We start from the raw sequence: 16,405 nt of genomic DNA on the forward strand, positions 1-16,405 counted from the left end.
GCCTCGCGCTTCAGTGGCGCTCCGCGCTGGAAGCCAGCGGCGTCTCGACGAGCATGACGTGCCGGCTCCACCACGGAATCCGTGTGCCGCTGGTCTGCGGCCTGCGCCGGCCCGTGCTGCTGCTGCCCGAGGAAGCCGCCGGCTGGGATCCTGCGATTCTCCGTGCCGTGCTGGCACATGAGATCGCTCACCTTCGCCGCCGCGATCCTCTATGGCTCGCGGTGGCGCACGTCGCGCGCGCCATCTACTGGTTTCATCCGTTGGCCTGGCTGGCCGTCCGCGCGCTGCGCGCCGAGAGCGAGCGCGCATGCGACGATGCCGTCATCCGCACGGGCGAGAAGCCGTCGCGCTATGCCGAGACCCTGCTCGGGTTCGTCCCGAGCGCGGCTCCGGAGCCGGCCGCCGCGCTGGCCTTCATGCGGCGCGGCGGGCTGGAAGACCGCATCACCGGCGTCCTCGATCCCCGGCGTGATCGCGGCGCCCTCGGTCGCGGCGAGCGATCTCTAGTGATCGCACTGGCCCTGACGGGAGTCGTCTTTCTGGCCGCGGTCCAGCCGGTCGCCGTCACGACGTCGCGCGCCGCTTCGAGCGCTCCAAAGGCCGAAAGCTCGGAGACGTTCGATGAACGGTGGACGACGAAAGCCCGCTCGGTCGAGCCGACTTCCGCGCGCTTCCGCAACCGCACCGACTCGCCGGTGCGAATCCGCTATGCCGAGGTTCGGAACGTTGAAGGAGCGGCTCGCGGCTCGGTGGGCATCACGATGCCCGAGCTGGTCATCGAGAATCGCGATCCCTCGCGGCGCCTGGTCGCGCTGCTGATGGGCTTCGACCTTCCGACGACGCGCGACCGCACGTGGGTGGATATCGCCATCGCACCCGCGGAGACCGCGAGGCTGGAGCTGCAGTCGCGGCAGTGGTCCGCCGTCGTTCCCGCCGAGGATGCGAGCCAGCTGACCCTCCACATCGCCGGAGCGCGTTTCGACGATGGGCACTCGTGGCGAGCGTCACCCTCGGCGCCGTCCGGCAAGCCCGGGACCTCACCGAAAGATGCGCCCGTGGCGAAGGGACCTTCGAGTGGCGCCACTCCGGCGCCCCCGGCGCCGGACTGGGCCGATCAGAAATGGCCGGAAACCAAATGGCCGGAACAGAAGGATCCCAAGACCCAGTGGCCCAAGACGCCCATGCCCGATCAGCAGTGGCCCGAGACGGCGTGGCCGGATACCAAGGACAAGGTCACGCCGAGGGCGCCCGATCCAGCCAATGCTCCAAAACCGCCGCGCGATGCCCGGAAGATCCCCGCACGGATCCGAAACCCCGAGGGCGCGCCGGTGATGATCGTCGAAGCGCTCACGCCGGTGCACGAAGCCCCGAAGCCAGGAGAGCAGCCGATGACCTGGCTGCCGGACGTGAAGCTCGAAAACCGCAGCAGCAAGACGGTCGTGAGCGTGCGGCTGCGCTACAAACCGGACACCGGGAGCCACGCGGTCACCGGCCAGAATGTGCGGATCGCCCCTCATGGCTCCGCCGTCGTCCACCGCGACCTCGAGACCTGGGGCAGGCCGCAGGACATGACCGTTCAGCTGCTCGGCGTGCGTTTTTCCGACGGGAGCGTCTGGGGAACGTTGGACTCCGCCATCGACGCCCGCGATCAGTGGGTCTATCCGCTCTCGCCCGAAGGGCGCTGAGCGAGGCTAGCCGATGAGCTCGATCCGGACGTGCTCCGTCCCGCGCTGCACCATCTGCAGCCTGCGAGCGGCGGCGTAAGAGAGGTCGATCACACGGCCCTTCACGAACGGGCCGCGATCATTGATCTGGACGACCACAGCCCTCCCGTTCCTCAGATTGGTGACCCGCACCCGGGTGCCAAACGGCAGCGTGCGATGAGCCGCCGTCATCCCGTACATGTTGAAGCGCTCCCCACTCGCGGTCAGCAGGCGGTGGAAACGCGCGCCGTAGAACGAAGCCACACCGACTTCGCGGTCCACGGTGAGATCGGGCGACTTCGTATCCGCGGCGGGCCGCAAGGGAAGTCCCGCCATGCAGAACGCGAGCAGCAACATGCTGAGCCACACCCTCGGGTGCATTGAACCTCCGAGTGAAAGGGATTGCGATTGGATCAAGAGTCGGCGCGGGGGCTGGAGACGAACGAGCCTAGCGGCTCACGTCCCTTGAGACGTCATGCCTCCCCGATCGACGTCATCGAGACATCAAAGAATTGGCCCGGCGAGGGAAAATCAGGCCGTGATGGCTGTATCAGGGCAGGCGAGAAGCGGATTCCGCCACGACATCCAGACGCACGCGGACGGTTCCGGGTCCGATCATGCCCAGCTTGCGGGCGGCCGCGTAGGACACGTCGATGACCCGCTTCTTCTTCCATGGCCCGCGGTCATTGATGCGCACCACCACGTCGCGGCCGTTCTTGAGATTGGTCACCCGCACGCGAGTGCCGAAGGGAAGCGTGCGGTGAGCCGCAGTCATCTCGTGCATGTCGAAGCGCTCGCCGCTGGCCGTCCGGCGGCCGTGCCACCGCCCAGCGTAGTACGAGGCCACACCCATCTGGGGCTCGACCGGGGGGGAGGCCACTCTCATCGGCCCCGTCGTCGCGCATGAGACCGCGGCGAGAGCGAGGGCCAGGAGCCCGATCCGAGAGACGGCGTGGAGGTGCTGGACGTGCATGCTTCCGTTATCGGCGCACCGGGAGCCGGCCTGCAGGCCCCGCTTCACTCCCTCAGGTAGCCCCAGCTGTGGAGCCGGTCGCTGTCCTCTTCGAGCCAGCGATCGCCGATGTCCTCGCGGTAGTACATGTTGGGGATCATCACATTGCGCACGCGGTTGTAGGCCTGCCGCTGAGCCTGCTTCATCGAGGACCCGGTCCCGCACACGATCAGCACCACGCCCGAAGTCCCGGTGACCAGCCATTCACCGTTCACCGTCTTCACGTCCTCGATGTGGATCCCGTCGCGGCTCGCCGTCTTGAACAGGATCACCGCGTCCTTGGAGCTGCTGTCGAAAGTCTCCTGGTCGTTGAACGGGAACGGCGGGACCACGATGCGCACGCCGACCTGGAACCCGCTCCTGGCCCGCATCGCCTTGATGGAGCCCTCCGCCAGCTTGTAGAACAGCTCGCCGAGCGGGGTGAGCAGGCCCTCCTGCTGAATGCTGATCGTGGGGTAGCCGAAGCGGGCGGTGAACTCGAGCGGATAGATCCCGTTGTTGTTGACGATGCAATTGATGTCGATGTAGCCGACATAGCGCTGCTCGGCGAGTCGCGGCTCCATCTTCTTGAGCGTGGCGTTGAAGATCTTGTTGGGCTCGCTCCAGAACATCGCCGTGCCCATCTCGCCGGTCGAGGGGCCGATGTCGCCCGGGAACAACTTCTTGTGCTCGAAGTTCACGCACACCGGCGGCACGAACTCCGCGCCGTTGAAGAAGGCGCCGGTGGCCACCTCCACGCCCATGATGCGGCGCTGGAGCTGGAACTCCCTGATCCGCCCGGACCATGCGCGCTTGTAGTCCTCCAGGACCTGGAGGACGTCGCGGCCATCCTCCTCCTCGCCCACGAACAGGAGGCGCTTCAGGTTCTGCGCCTCGCCGCTCGGCTTGATGACGTAGCGATTGGGATTGGCGGAGACGTAGGCCATCGCGTCGTCGAACGACTCGAAGTTGGCCTGAGGGATGATCGACACCCCGGCGGCGCGCAGCTCTTCCTGGCCGAAGGCGCGGTCGTCCTCGAGGCGGTCGGTGTAGGGCGTGCCGCCGACCACGAGCTTTCCCGACCGCCGCAGCTCGTCGGCCAGCTTGCCGTGGCCGAGCACGTCGTCGAACACGACGACGTCGGCCCACTCCACGTCGGCCCGCCAGTCGGCCGACCTGGGCACGAACCCCTCGGCGATCTCACGCTCTTCGGCGTTGTCGATCGACAGCCGGACGTCGTGCCCTTCCTTGACGGTCTGCCACGCGGCGTCGGCGATCAGACCGTCGTACGACACGAACAGGAAGCGGTGGGGCATGGTCCTCCTCGAACCCTCGGCGGCACAAAGCCCATCCCCGCGCCGCTCCTTTCGAGCGCACTCTTGATGCGAGCGGGCCCCGATTGATTCGCCGAAATCCAGGACGATGGATTAGATTCCCGCCCTCATGCCCGTGGCCGCCGGCACCAAGCTAGGACCTTACGAGATCGTCGCGCCGATCGGGGCGGGCGGCATGGGCGAAGTCTACAAGGCGCGAGACACCCGCCTCGAGCGCGCCGTCGCCATCAAGGTCCTGCCCGAGCACCTCTCGCTCACGCCCGATCTCCGCACCCGCTTCGACCGCGAGGCCAAGGCCGTCTCGAGCCTCAACCATCCCAACATCTGCACGCTGTACGACATCGGCCATCAGGACGGCATCGACTATCTGGTCATGGAGCACCTCGAGGGCGAGACCCTGGCGCAGCGCCTCGAGCGCGGGCCGTTGCCGGTCTCCGAGGCGCTGAAGGTGGCGAGCGAGATTGCCGACGCCCTCGACAAGGCGCATCGCCAGGGCATGGTCCACCGCGACCTCAAGCCCGGCAACGTCATGCTCACCAAGACCGGCGCCAAGCTGCTCGACTTCGGTCTGGCGCGCGTGACGTCGGGACCCGGCGCAGCGCCGCTCGGAACCGTGGCGCTCAGCCGCTCGCCGACGATGAGCACGCCGCTCACCGCGGCCGGCATGATCGTGGGCACCTTCCAGTACATGGCGCCCGAGCAGCTGGAAGGGCAGGAAGCCGACACGCGCAGCGACATCTGGGCGTTCGGCGCCACGCTCTACGAGATGATCACCGGGCGTCGCGCCTTCGAGGGCGCCACCCAGGCGTCGCTCATCGCCTCGATCCTCAAGGAGCATCCGCGTCCGGTCGCCGAGTTCCAGCCGCTCACGCCGCCGGGCCTGGACCGCATCGTCGATCGCTGCCTGCAGAAGGATCCGGACAACCGCTGGCAGTCGGCGCGCGACCTGGCGCACGAGCTGCGCTGGATCGCCGAGGCCGGCTCGAAAGCCGGCGTCCCGGCGCCGGTCGCCGCGCGGCGGCAGAGCCGGGACCGGTTGCTGACGATGATCGCGGCCGCGGGCCTCCTGACCAGCATCGTCCTCGCCGCGCTGCTCGTCCTGCGCCGCCCGTCCGAGCCCGAGGTGCTGCGCTTCGACATCCGACCGCCGTCGGCGGTGCAGTTCCAGGATGCGCCGCGCATCTCCCCCGACGGCCGCTACCTGGCCTACACCGCGACTGACTCCACCGGGGCGAGCCGCATCTGGCTGCGCGCGCTCTCGGCCGCGACGGCTCAGCCCATGCCTGGAACCGAGGGGATCCAGTTCCGGCCGTTCTGGTCCTACGACAGCAAGTTTCTTGGCTTCTTCGCCGGCAACAAGCTGAAGAAGATCGCCGTCTCCGGCGGCCCGGCGACCTCTCTCGCCGACGTGGCGACCGGCGCCGACGGCGCATGGAGCCGCGACGGCGTGATCCTCTACGACGGGGCGACCAATGATCCCATCCGCCAGGTCTCGGCGGGGGGCGGGACGCCGACGACGGCGGTCGCGGGCGACACCACCAAGAACGAGCAGCTCGGCTGGCCCTTCTTCCTTCCCGATGGGAAGCACTACCTCTTCCTCGACGTCACGTCCCACACGCTGCGAGTCGGCAAGGTCGGATCGAAGGAGGTTCGGGTGCTCGGGCCATGCGACAGCCGCGCGGAGTACGCCCCGCCGGGATACGTGCTGTTCGTGCGCAATGGCACCCTGGTCGCTCAGGCCTTCGACGTGGGTGCGCTCAAGCTGAAGGGCGATCCGTTCCCGATCGCCGAGCCGGTGCGGAGCGGGCCGAACGGAGGCGCCGATTTCTCGGTCTCGCAGAACGGCGTCCTCATCTACGCCGCCGGGAACACGCAGTCCGGCCGGCTGCTCTGGGTCGACCGCAGCGGCAAGGAGCTCGAGACGGTGCGGGCCACCGGCATCGACAACTTCCACAACCTCGCACTGTCGCCCGACGGACGCCGGGCCGCGGTTCGTGTCATCGACCCCGTGGCCCGCAAGCGTGATCTGTGGACGATCGACATCGCCCGTGGCGTTCCTTCGCGGTTCACGTTCGATCCGGACAACGAGAACCATCCGCTGTGGTCGCCCGACGGCCAGCAGATCCTCTACTGGTCCGATCAGCCGGCCGCCAGCGGTCTGTACCTGAAGAACGCGAACGGCGCGGGGGAGGCGCGCAAGGTGCTCGCGGGCGAAGGGGAGCTGGCATGCAGCTCGTGGTCCCGCGACGGGCGCTCGGTGCTGTACGGCTTCAACAATCCCAAGAGCGCATTCTTCGAGATCTGGCTGCTTCCCATGACCGGAGAGGCCAAGCCCACGCCGCTGATCACGGGCCCCTACCATTGCGGCCAGGCAGTCTTCTCGCCCGATGGCCGGTGGGTCGCCTATACGTCGACCGAATCCGGGAAAGCGGAGATCTACGTCCAGAGCTTCCCCGAGCGATCGGGGAAGTGGCAGATCTCGGCCAACGGCGGCACCAATCCGAGGTGGGCACACAACGGCCGCGAGCTGTTCTTCCTCTCCCCGGAGCAGCGCATCATGGCCGCCGAAGTGAATTCCACCCCGGCGTTCGAGGCCTCGGTGCCGAGGCCACTGTTCATCGCCCATCTGCTCTTCCCCGGCACGCAGATCCGCTCCTATTACGAGCTGAGCCCCGACGATCAGCGCTTCCTGCTGGTGGCCACCGAGCCCGGCGACGTGCTCGCGGGATCGAGCGTGATCGTCAACTGGACCAAGACCTTCGAGAAGTAGCAGGAACCGCTACGTCACGTCGCGGCGGTCCTGGGGGTCGAGCGCGTCCCGCAGCCCGTCGCCGAGGAAATTGAAGCAGAAGAGCGTGAGCGAGAGCGCGATCCCGGGAAAGGTCACGAGCCACGGGAACAAGGCGATCAGCCGCGCCCCCTCGGACACCAGCGTCCCCCACGAAGCGTCGGGCGGCTGCACGCCGAGTCCGAGGAAGCTGAGAAAGGCCTCCTGCAGGATGATCGCCGGCACGGTGAGCGTGGTGTAGACGATCACCGGGCCGAGCGTGTTCGGCACGATGTGGCGGAAGATGATCTGCCCGTCGCCGGCGCCGAGCGCGCGGGCCGCCTCCACGAAGTTCTGGTTCTTGAGCGAGAGGACCTGACCGCGGACGATGCGCGCCATCGTCAGCCACTGCACGAGCCCGAGCGCCACGAACAGCATCAGGATGCTGCGGCTGAAGAACACCAGCAGCAGGATGACGAGGAAGATGTAGGGGAGCGAATAGAGCACGTCGACCACCCGCATCATGATCTCGTCGGCCCGTCCGCCGCGGTAGCCCGCGATCGCCCCGTAGCCCACGCCGATCACGAGGCTCACCAGCGTGCCGATGAAGCCGACGAGCAGCGAGATGCGGCCGCCGTAGATCACGCGCGCGAAGGTGTCGCGGCCGAGCTCGTCGGTTCCGAACCAGTGGGTGCCTGAAGGCGGCGAGGCGCCGAGTGCCAAGTTCTGAGCGGTGGGGTCGCTGAGCCCCGGAATCCAAGGTGCGGAGAAGGCGATCAGGCCGACGGCGACCAGGAAGATCCCCGAGGCGACGGCGAGGCGGTTTCGCCGCATCCGCTTCCACGCGTCGGCCCACAGGCTCTCGGGACGCGTGGAATGAGTCTCGACGCCGACCGCGGGACCCTGGGGTTGGTCGCGAATCACCGCAGCGCCCGTGCTCACGCCAACTCCACGCGTGGATCGAGCCGGGTATAGGCGACATCCACGAACAGGTTCAGCACCATGAGGAAGAAGGCATAGAAGAGCACCACGCCGAGCACCAGCGTGTAGTCGCGGTTGAACGCCGCGTTGACCAGATGCCTTCCCAGCCCGGGCACCGCGAAGATGCTCTCGACCACGATCGAGCCGGTGATGATGCGAGCCGCCGCCGGGCCCAGGTAGCTCACGACCGGCAGGATGCCGAGCTTGAGCGCGTGCTTGTAGACCACATCCTTCTCGGGCAAGCCCTTGGCGCGCGCGGTGCGGACGTAGTCCTGGCGCAGCACTTCGAGCATGCCGCCGCGCGTCAGCCGCGCGATGTAGGCGACATAAGCGGTGGACAGCGTCATCACCGGCAGGATGCGGCTCGAGGCGCCCTGCCACAGCGCGGGCGGCAGCAGAAAGAGCGAGAGAGACAGCGTGAGCACCAGCGCCGGGCCGAGCACGAAGTTGGGGATCGACACGCCGGCCAGCGCCGCCGCCATCGCCGCGTAGTCGCCGGCCTGGTTCTGCCTGAGCGCGGCGAACACGCCGATCGGCACCCCGATCATGACGGCGAGCAGCAACGCCCACAGTCCCAGCTCGAGCGACACCGGAAAGGCCTCGAGGATGATCTCCCGCACCTGTCGCGCCGGGAACTTGTACGAGGGACCGAAGTCGAATCGGACCGCATTGCCGAGAAAGGTGAAGTACTGCTCGTGGAGGGGACGGTCGAGACCGTATGACTTCTTGAGCTGCTCCAGCGCCGCGGGCGGGATCTCGCGCTCCGAGAGGAAAGGACCGCCGGGCGCGAGCCTCATCATGAAGAACGTGAGGGTGGCGATCACCCACAGCGTCGGGATCATCAACAGCAGACGCCGGACGACGAAGGTCCCCACGTCAGCGAACGCCGGCCACGGGGCCCTGGTGGGGGCGGTCCCAGCCGCGATCGATCCACACGTACTTGAGTGGGTGCGTATCGAGCGCGGTCGAGTAGAGCCCTCTCACGTAGGGCTTCACCAGCTCCGAGGTGGAGTACTGATAGATCGGGATCACCGGCGCCTGGTCGAGCACCATGGCCTCGGCCCTGCCCATGATCTCGAGGCGCTTCAACGGGTCGAGCTCGCGCGCCGCTTCCGCCATCAGCGCGTCATAGGCCGGGCTCTTCCAGCCGGTGCGGTTGTTGCCGTCGTTGCCCTGCATCATGCCGAGGAAGGTGTGAGGGTCGAGGTAGTCGCCGATCCACGAGCGGCGCGCGACGTCGTACTGGAGCGACACCGTGGCCTGCAGATAAGAGCCCCACTCCTGGTTGGACAGTTCCACGTCGATGCCGAGCGTTCGCTTCCACATCGACTGGACGGCCTCGGCGATCCGCCGGTGGTCCTCGCCGTTGTTGAATAGGATGGAGACCTTCGGAAATCCCTTGCCGCCGGGATAGCCCGCGCGCGCCAGGCATTCGCGCGCCTTCTCGGGGTCGTGCTTCTGCCCGGCCGGATGCCGGTAGCCGGGATAGCCGGAGGGCGCGAAATTCCCCCACGGCTCCTTGCTCTTCCGCAGCAGATCGCGGGCGATCGCTTCACGATCTACCGCGAATGCGAGCGCGCGGCGCACCCACACGTTGTCGTACGGCTTGCGGGTGACGTTGAACGAGTAGAAGTAGATCCCCTGGTAGAGGCCGGTGCGGAAGTCCTTGAACTCCCGGAGGTAGGGGATGTACTGCGCGGGAACGTAGCCGCTCGGGTTCCAGTCGACGACCCCGGCCTTGTAGAGGTTGGCGCAGGTGTTGAGGTCGTCGACCGAGAGCGCGACGACCTTGTCGAGGCGCACGCTGCGCGCGTCCCAGTAGCGTGGGTTCTTCACGAAGACGAAGCGATCGCCTTGCCGCCAGCGCTCGAGCAGGAACGGTCCGTTGCTCACGATGTGCTTCGGGTTCGTCCAGCGCTGGCCGTACTTCTCGATCAAGGGCCGCGGGACCGGCATCAGCGTGTAGTACTGCGTCATGAAGAGAAAGTAGGGGGTCGGCTGGGCGAGGCGGACGACGAAGGTGCTGTCGTCTCTGGCCGAGAGCCCGAGGCGGGTCTCGTCCTTGATCTCGCCCTTGTTGAAGGCTTCCCCGTTCTCGACCGGGAAGAGGAACGACGCGTACCGCGAAGCGGTTTCGGGGCGCAGGACGCGGACCCAGGACCAGCGGAAGTCCTCGGCGGTCAGCTTGGACCCATCGCTCCAGATGAGCCCGGGCCTCAGGTGGAAGGTATAGGTCCGGCCGTCCGGACTGACCTCCCAGCGGTAGGCCTGGCCGGGCTCGGGCTCGAGGGTCTTGGGGTTGGGTAGCGTGAGGCCTTCGAAGATGGCCCGGACCACCCGTCCGTCCGGCTGCCCGGAGATCACCCCTGGATCGATGCGCTCGGGCTCGGCGCCGTTGTTGTAGGTGAACACCTCCTCGGCCGGGGGCTTCACGCTCCCGAAGTATCGCGGCCCCGAGGTGGAGGTCTGGAGGGCTGCGCGATCCGATCCGGAGCAGCCGGCGACCAGCACCAGTACGCCGAGCAGTCGTCTCATGGCCTCGGAGTATAGCCAACGTGTCCCAGGGCGCCCGCGAAGCCTGGATGTAAGGCCCGGACGACAGATTCTCGGCGACCGATGCGGAGTTCCGACGCCGTGTCCGACAGCCCGAAGCCGCAGCCCCATGAGCCACAACGAAAAAGACCGCCGAAAAATCACCCGCCGCGATCGGCGCGGGCTTTGCACAGAGCCTCGCGCCTAGCTCTTTCGGCGCTCATGTGCTCCCCCGAGGCTCAGGCACCTCCCGGCGGCGTGACCGGGCCTGAAGAAGAAGGAATCCATGGAATCGATCTACGTGAAGTGCGGAGTGTGCGGGAACCAGCTTCCCGCGAGCTACGTTCGTCAACGCGGGTTCGTCACCTGCTCCTGCGGCCTCCGCATCGACTCGGTGCCGGGCGATCGCGAGCATCACCACCTGAGGAACTTCCTGTTCCTGGCGGTGACCGCCATCCTCATCACCGTCGCGGCCACGGTCGGCCGGCACTTCCTCGGCTAGGAGCGGGAAGGCCGGGGAAATCCGGCCACCGAGATCAAGTGCGGCGTCCGTGTGCCGATACCTTCCGGCGTGAGGCGCGAAGATCGCGCCACCGCATCCCGAATGCACGTCAGGGAGGAACCATGTCCGGCACAGCTCGCCCCACCATGGAAGAGATCAGGTCGATTCTTGCGGACATGGCCCGATGCGTCGCGTCGGATGAAGATCCCACCCTGGATCCAGTGATTCGCGCCGGGATCCGGCGCGCGGTCGACGAGCTCGAGCGATTCATTCCCGGTCTCGAGCCGGTTCCCGATGCCGAGGGCGCGCGCCACATGGTCTCCGCCGCCGGCAACGCGCTGCTCGCCGGTCGCCCGCGGGTTGCCCTGGCGCGCGCGCTGCGAGGCCTGTCCTACGCCCCTCACCATCCGGAGCTCCATTACCTGGCGGCTTCCTCGTGCTTCGAGCTCGCCGCCGCCAGCGAAGCGATCTCGCTGCTCGCGCATACGCTGTGGATCCACCCCGGCCACGAGAAGGCGCGGCGCGAGCTGGACACCCTCTCGGTGTTCGGTTCAGGTGAAGAAACGGGCTTCGGCGACAACACGGATCAGGACGAGGATCGCGCCGCCTGATCACGCGACGCGCATGCCGGGCGTGGCTCGCTTCGGCTCGCCGGGCTGTGCAACACTCAGCGCGTGCGCTGGTCATTCCGTATCGGCACCATCGCGGGCATCCGCGTCGAGCTGCACGTCACCTTCCTGCTCTTCGTCCTCTGGGCCGGACTCTCGCAGGGATTGCTGACGGGTGACGTGCTCGGCGCCGTGAGCGGCGTCACTCTCCTGCTTTCGGTGTTCGGCTGCGTGCTTCTCCACGAGCTCGGCCACGCCATGGCTGCCCGCCGGTACGGCATCCGCACCCGCGACATCGTGCTCCTGCCGATTGGTGGCGTCGCACGACTCGAGCGCATGCCGAGCCGCCCATCCCAGGAAGTGGTCGTGGCCCTGGCGGGCCCTGCGGTGAACCTGGTGATCGCGGCCGGGCTCTTTGGGTTCCTGACCCAGGTTCCGATCGGAAGCGCGGCCGTCGCCGAGGTCCTGCAGTCGCTGCTCCAGGTCAATGTGCTGATGCTGGGTTTCAACCTGATCCCGGCTTTTCCGATGGATGGCGGCCGCGTGCTGCGCGCCCTGCTCGCCATGAAGATGCCCCACGTGCGCGCCACGCGCTTCGCCGCGGGTGTGGGGCAGGCCATTGCGCTCGTATTCGCCGTCGTGGGCTTCGGCGTCTTCCACAACCCGATGCTGATCTTCATTGGCCTGTTCGTCTTCCTCATGGCCGGCGAGGAACAGGCCCTGGCGAGTGCCCGAGCGACGATGACCGGGTTCCCGGTCCGGTCCGCGATGATCACCGAGTTCGAGACGCTCGACGCCTCGGACCCTTTGCAGCGGGCGGTGGATCTGCTGATGAGCGGAAGCCAGCAGGACTTTCCGGTGCTGGAGAACGGCGCGCCGATCGGTATCCTGTCGCGGGCCGATCTGATTGCCGCGCTCAAGACGATCGGCGTCCACGGGCGGGTCTCCGAGGCCATCCAGCGCGAGTCCCAGATGGCCGATCCAGGTGAGCCGCTGGAGGATGTGTTCCAGCGCATGCGGGAGCGTCGCCGCTCGGCGCTTCCGGTGGTGAGCGCCGGCCATCTTGTGGGCATGGTGACCACCGAAAACGTCGGGGAGCTCTTGCTGGTCCAGGACGCGCTACGTCGTCATTCCGGCCGGTGACCGTGGCTTCGCACCACGTCCCAGTCGGCCGCATCGCCGCGCTGCTCGCGCTCGCGGTCGGGATCTGGGCGCTGGCCCGCGGGGCCCAGGAGCCGCGCTGGCGCTCGCTCACTCCGGGCGCCGAGTTCGCGCTTCTGCGCGGCGAGCCCTATTGCCGCCACGGCTCGGCCGACATCGCCGTGCTGCGGCTCGATCCGTCGCGAGTGGGCCTCAAGGTTCTGCACTTCACCCGGCAACCCGATCATCGCCCGCTTTCGCTGCCAGAGTGGCAGAAGCGTTTCCGGGCCATGGCTGTGTTCAATGCCGGGCAGTACTACCCCGATCTTTCCTACATGGGCATGCTGGTGAGCGACGGCGAGGTGGTGTCCTCGCGGCCGCACCCCAGCTTTCGAGCCGCGCTCGTCGCCACGCCCGACCGCGGTCCCCGCGACGCCAAGGTGCTCGACCTCAACCAGGTGTCGCTCAAAGCCGCCCGCGGCGAGTGGCGGGAGATCGCCCAGTCCTTCATGTTGTTCGACCAGAAAGGCCAGAGGCGGGTACGAAAGACCGAGCAAGTGGCAAACCGGACCGTGGTCGGGCAGGACCGCCGCGGGAACCTGGTGGTCATCACGAGCGAAGGAGGCTACACGCTGTGGGAGTTCGCCGAGCTGCTGCAACGATCTCCGCTCCAGCTCACTCACGCGATGTCGATGGATGGAGGCCACGAAGCGGGACTGTGCGTGGTCGCGGGGCGCTTTCGCTACGGCACCTTCGGCCACTGGAGCGACGATCATCCGCCCGACGCGGCCGTTCCTCTTCCCGCGGTGGTCGCCGTGATGGCGCGATGACCAGCATCCCTTGTCCGCGCTGCGGCCGGACCGTGCATCGCGTGGCCTCCGGGCGCCCGGTGGGCGTCATGAAGATCCGGTGCCCGCGCTGCCGTTATCTGATGTTCGACTACCCGCGCCCCTGCGCGGGCGTGGTAGTGCTGAGGGGCGAGTCGGTGCTGCTCTTGCGGCGCGGCCATCTGCCGAAGCGCGGCTGGCTGGATCTTCCGGGAGGATTCGTCGAGGCAGGAGAGGACCTCGAGCAGGCGGCGCGCCGCGAGCTGCGCGAGGAAACCGGCCTGGTCGTGGGGCCGGTCCACTCGCTCGGCTACCACTGGGATCGTTACCCGTTGAAGGGCTACGGGGCATTCCCGACGATGAACTTCTACTACGCGGCTCGCTGGCGCAAAGGCGTACCGCGTGCCGCCGACGACGCGGCGGCCGCCGACTGGGTTCCCTTCAACCGGCTTCCCGCCGCGCGCCGCCGATTCGCATGGCCCCACATGGCCACGGTGCTGCGCGAGGCACGCCGGCAGCTCGGCGGAGGGCACTGATTTGGACTGGCTCGGCACCCGCGAGATGGCGGGCGGATCCGTGGGCCGCTATCGGATCTTCTTCCAGGGCGTCGAATGCGGGGAGGAGCGCTGGTCCATCGAGCCGCACCAGGATGGCCTGGTGGCGAGCGGCGCCCAGGAGACCCTGGCGCCGCACCCGCTTCCGAACCGGCACGAATACCGGGCGACGCTCGGCGCCGACGGCCGGCTCACGGGGCTGGAGATCCAGTGGAGCGTGGGCCCGCAGCGATTGCTTGCCCTCCATCACGCCGAAGGCGGCATCTGGCGGGCGCGCATCGAGCTCGGCGGACACGTGAAGGAGCAGCACGGCGACTACCCCGAGTTCTGCGAGGTCGACTACGCCACCCATCTCATGAGCTGGTTCGTGCTCGCGCGCCGCGACTTCGCGCTGGGCGGGGAGCACGAGTTCCCGGTCCTCCGGATCGGTCCCCCGTACATGGCGGTTTCCCCCGAGCGCATGCGCATCCGCTGTGTGGAGGCAGGGGCCTTCGAGACCCCGTTCGGGCGTCTGGAAGCCAAACGCTACGTGGTCAGCCTGCCCCCCAGATCCGAGGCGGAGGGTTACAGCTTCTGGGCCGATAACGATGGCATGGTCCTCGAATCGTACGACGACCCGAATGGAGACCGGCCCTGGATGCGCCTGGTCGAGTGGGCCCGCCGATGAGCACGGCCCCGGGGTCCCCGCAAGGCTCTGCTATCCTGCCGCCCGGTCCAACCACCCGTCCTCCGGACGCGACTCGAGGAAGCCGCATGAAGGGCCTGGTCATCGTGGTGGTCCTGGTGCTGTCCGTCGCGATCCTGATCGAGGTCGTCGCGATCGGAGGCGCCTGGTTGCTCCATCGCCAGGGCAAGATCGCCGACGAGATCGCGTGGCTCGAAGGCCTGCAGCCGATCATGGTCTGGGATCGGGCGCTCGAGGGGCAGATCGACCGCCTCTATCGAGAGCGCGTGCGGGCGGAGCTGGATGCCGATCGTCTCGATCGCGCCGTCCACGCACTTCGCCTGGCTCGCGGGCGCGCGCTCTCTCGCGGTCTCAAGCCCGATCCCGATCTGACCTCACTTGGCATCGAGACATTCACCCGCGCGGCCGACCGCGTGGAAGCCCACGGCCAGCTGAAGGGAGCCGCCGACTGGGACGACAGCCTGTTCGTGTTCGCGGTTCGCGCTCAGGAGCCGCACCACCGCTTCGCGGCGGTGGCGGCCTTCGTGGAAGGGCTCGACCTTCGCGTTCGAGCTGGGGATCCATGCGGGGCGCTCAGCCGAGTCGAGTGGGCGCGCCGGGGGTTGGGCGGCGAGATCCCGGGATTCCAGCCAAACGTCGAGGAAGACCTGCTCACCCAGTGCCGCGCAGCTCGCAGAAATCGGCGACCCTGAGCATGCAAGCTATAGAGCCGCTTTGTTTCTGCTTCAGAACGAGCTTTTTCTCGAAGCCGCATTGCTGCAAGTCGAGTCGCGCGGAATCCTGAAGTCGAAGCGTTCATCCTGACTCCAGACGGTTCTTCGATGAGGCGCTATTTCTTTTTGGTTGAGGCGCGGCGCGCGACTTCTCTATTGTTGTGACGCGGGGAGCGACTCGCGGAGATGCCGCGTGAGCACACAAGCGAAGCGGTAATCACGCACACCGCTTGGCGCTCCCGAAGTGAAGGGCGGAGGCTGGCGCTTCCGCCCTTCGTATTTCTTGTGCGGCGCTCAGCGCAGCAACACGAACATCCTCGCCGCGCGAATCCCGCTCGCCGTCGTGACGCGCACCCAATACACGCCCCCGGCGACGCGCGCACCGCCCGCGCCCGTGCCATCCCAGTCGAAGGTGTGTGGGCCCTCATCGAGCTGCCCGTCCGCAAGATTCATCAGCCTTCGGCCCGTGACATCATAGATCGCGACGGTGGCTCGCTCAGTCTTCGGCAGGACGAGCCGAATCGTGGCGGAGCCGTGTGTGGGATTGCTCGCCAGGCTGAGGAACGCCGAGGCATCCGCGCCCATCGGGACATCGGTACACGTGGTGAGGGGACAGGCCGGAGTGCAAGACAGTGAGCCAAATGGGCCACTGAGCACGCCATATGCGTACTGCCGGCGCCCGGTCGTACTCGCGTTGCCAAGACTGCCGAGCTCTGCCAAGTCGAAGCCATCGAGAAGGCTGATGAACGGCCTGATCCCCCCGGAGTTGGGTGCATACACACTAGCGACGTATGGGCCAAAGGATCCGACGTTCTCGTAGTACGCCTTGGCTTGCCCGGGGGGCGATGTGGAATTGACGACGAAGACATCGTGGGCGTTCGATCGCAGCCCAAATGGCCCCATGGGCGACGGTGGGGGCATGACGTCCAGAGTCACGCTGGGGTTCGAATTACCCGAGAGTGATCTGTAATCGCCACTGAGTAGCGAGGCCCTCAGATAGGTCGAGACGAAGGAAGGATGAGCGACGCTCTCCGACTGACCGAACCCGCTGCCCATGAACCACAGCCC

General features: G+C 67.4%; 16 protein-coding genes. 9 read left to right on the plus strand and 7 right to left on the minus strand.

The genetic code is table 11. The features are described from left to right. The coding region (locus VFQ05_03305) for a M56 family metallopeptidase (GenBank protein HET9325775.1) at window positions 1–1,685 on the plus strand (1,685 nt) is incomplete at its 5' end. 6 nt (window positions 1,686–1,691) lie between these two features. On the opposite strand, the gene VFQ05_03310 is transcribed toward VFQ05_03305, so the two are convergent. The 3 genes from VFQ05_03310 to VFQ05_03320 all read right to left on the minus strand — a co-directional run bounded on the left by VFQ05_03310 (window position 1,692) and on the right by VFQ05_03320 (window position 4,010). After that, entirely contained in the window at window positions 1,692–2,084 is a 393-nt protein-coding gene (locus tag VFQ05_03310; protein HET9325776.1) for a septal ring lytic transglycosylase RlpA family protein, read from the minus strand. A gap of 169 nt (window positions 2,085–2,253) precedes the next feature. After that, a complete protein-coding gene (locus VFQ05_03315) occupies window positions 2,254–2,589 on the minus strand; it encodes a septal ring lytic transglycosylase RlpA family protein (protein ID HET9325777.1) in 336 nt (111 codons plus the stop codon). A gap of 131 nt (window positions 2,590–2,720) precedes the next feature. Then, window positions 2,721–4,010: a phosphoribosylglycinamide synthetase C domain-containing protein gene (locus tag VFQ05_03320; protein HET9325778.1), complete on the minus strand. Its 1,290-nt coding sequence runs from the start codon at window positions 4,008–4,010 to the stop codon at window positions 2,721–2,723. Window positions 4,011–4,137: 127 nt separating this feature from the next. Here VFQ05_03320 and VFQ05_03325 point away from each other — a divergent pair, with 127 nt between their 5' ends. Next, complete coding sequence (locus VFQ05_03325; protein HET9325779.1) at window positions 4,138–6,798, plus strand: protein kinase; 2,661 nt, start codon at window positions 4,138–4,140, stop codon at window positions 6,796–6,798. Between the two features lie 9 nt (window positions 6,799–6,807). Here VFQ05_03325 and VFQ05_03330 read toward each other — a convergent pair whose 3' ends face one another. Genes VFQ05_03330 through VFQ05_03340 form a run of 3 tightly spaced genes read right to left on the minus strand, consistent with a single transcriptional unit; the run spans window position 6,808 to window position 10,311 of the window. Continuing rightward, window positions 6,808–7,737, minus strand: coding sequence for an ABC transporter permease (locus VFQ05_03330; protein HET9325780.1), 930 nt, complete (start codon window positions 7,735–7,737; stop codon window positions 6,808–6,810). Further along, window positions 7,734–8,651: an ABC transporter permease gene (locus VFQ05_03335; protein HET9325781.1), complete on the minus strand. Its 918-nt coding sequence runs from the start codon at window positions 8,649–8,651 to the stop codon at window positions 7,734–7,736. The genes VFQ05_03330 and VFQ05_03335 overlap by 4 nt, the downstream gene beginning before the upstream one ends. A gap of 1 nt (window position 8,652) precedes the next feature. Beyond that, window positions 8,653–10,311, minus strand: coding sequence for a peptide ABC transporter substrate-binding protein (locus VFQ05_03340; GenBank protein ID HET9325782.1), 1,659 nt, complete (start codon window positions 10,309–10,311; stop codon window positions 8,653–8,655). Window positions 10,312–10,594: 283 nt separating this feature from the next. Here VFQ05_03340 and VFQ05_03345 point away from each other — a divergent pair, with 283 nt between their 5' ends. From VFQ05_03345 to VFQ05_03375, 7 genes are all read left to right on the plus strand, one after another. Then, complete coding sequence (locus tag VFQ05_03345; GenBank protein HET9325783.1) at window positions 10,595–10,810, plus strand: hypothetical protein; 216 nt, start codon at window positions 10,595–10,597, stop codon at window positions 10,808–10,810. Window positions 10,811–10,932: 122 nt separating this feature from the next. Further along, the gene (locus tag VFQ05_03350; GenBank protein ID HET9325784.1) at window positions 10,933–11,421 is read left to right on the plus strand and encodes a hypothetical protein; all 489 of its coding nucleotides are present in this window, start codon (window positions 10,933–10,935) and stop codon (window positions 11,419–11,421) included. Between the two features lie 63 nt (window positions 11,422–11,484). Continuing rightward, window positions 11,485–12,561 (plus strand): site-2 protease family protein, encoded by a 1,077-nt coding sequence (locus tag VFQ05_03355; protein HET9325785.1) that lies wholly within the window; start codon window positions 11,485–11,487, stop codon window positions 12,559–12,561. 2 nt (window positions 12,562–12,563) lie between these two features. Beyond that, window positions 12,564–13,388, plus strand: coding sequence for a phosphodiester glycosidase family protein (locus VFQ05_03360; protein ID HET9325786.1), 825 nt, complete (start codon window positions 12,564–12,566; stop codon window positions 13,386–13,388). A 68-nt stretch (window positions 13,389–13,456) separates the two neighbouring features. Then, a complete protein-coding gene (locus VFQ05_03365) occupies window positions 13,457–13,921 on the plus strand; it encodes an NUDIX domain-containing protein (protein ID HET9325787.1) in 465 nt (154 codons plus the stop codon). Window position 13,922: 1 nt separating this feature from the next. Then, window positions 13,923–14,606, plus strand: a complete 684-nt coding sequence (locus tag VFQ05_03370; protein ID HET9325788.1) for a hypothetical protein — start codon at window positions 13,923–13,925, stop codon at window positions 14,604–14,606. 86 nt (window positions 14,607–14,692) lie between these two features. Then, window positions 14,693–15,316 (plus strand): hypothetical protein, encoded by a 624-nt coding sequence (locus VFQ05_03375; protein HET9325789.1) that lies wholly within the window; start codon window positions 14,693–14,695, stop codon window positions 15,314–15,316. A gap of 315 nt (window positions 15,317–15,631) precedes the next feature. Here the strand turns inward: VFQ05_03375 and VFQ05_03380 are convergent. After that, on the minus strand, window positions 15,632–16,405 hold a 774-nt coding region (locus VFQ05_03380; protein ID HET9325790.1), incomplete at its 5' end, for a FlgD immunoglobulin-like domain containing protein.

Source organism: Candidatus Eisenbacteria bacterium (assembly GCA_035712145.1).
Lineage (GTDB): Bacteria > Eisenbacteria > RBG-16-71-46 > RBG-16-71-46 > RBG-16-71-46 > DASTBI01.

Excerpts from the sequence above, each read along its gene's own strand:
- VFQ05_03310 (HET9325776.1), bottom strand. The coding sequence starts at position 2,084 with ATGCACCCGAGGGTGTGGCTCAGCATGTTGCTGCTCGCGTTCTGCATG.
- VFQ05_03315 (HET9325777.1), bottom strand. The coding sequence starts at position 2,589 with ATGAGAGTGGCCTCCCCCCCGGTCGAGCCCCAGATGGGTGTGGCCTCG.
- VFQ05_03320 (HET9325778.1), bottom strand. The coding sequence starts at position 4,010 with ATGCCCCACCGCTTCCTGTTCGTGTCGTACGACGGTCTGATCGCCGAC.
- VFQ05_03325 (HET9325779.1), top strand. The coding sequence starts at position 4,138 with ATGCCCGTGGCCGCCGGCACCAAGCTAGGACCTTACGAGATCGTCGCG.
- VFQ05_03340 (HET9325782.1), bottom strand. The coding sequence starts at position 10,311 with ATGAGACGACTGCTCGGCGTACTGGTGCTGGTCGCCGGCTGCTCCGGA.
- VFQ05_03345 (HET9325783.1), top strand. The coding sequence starts at position 10,595 with ATGGAATCGATCTACGTGAAGTGCGGAGTGTGCGGGAACCAGCTTCCC.
- VFQ05_03350 (HET9325784.1), top strand. The coding sequence starts at position 10,933 with ATGTCCGGCACAGCTCGCCCCACCATGGAAGAGATCAGGTCGATTCTT.
- VFQ05_03365 (HET9325787.1), top strand. The coding sequence starts at position 13,457 with ATGAAGATCCGGTGCCCGCGCTGCCGTTATCTGATGTTCGACTACCCG.
- VFQ05_03375 (HET9325789.1), top strand. The coding sequence starts at position 14,693 with ATGAAGGGCCTGGTCATCGTGGTGGTCCTGGTGCTGTCCGTCGCGATC.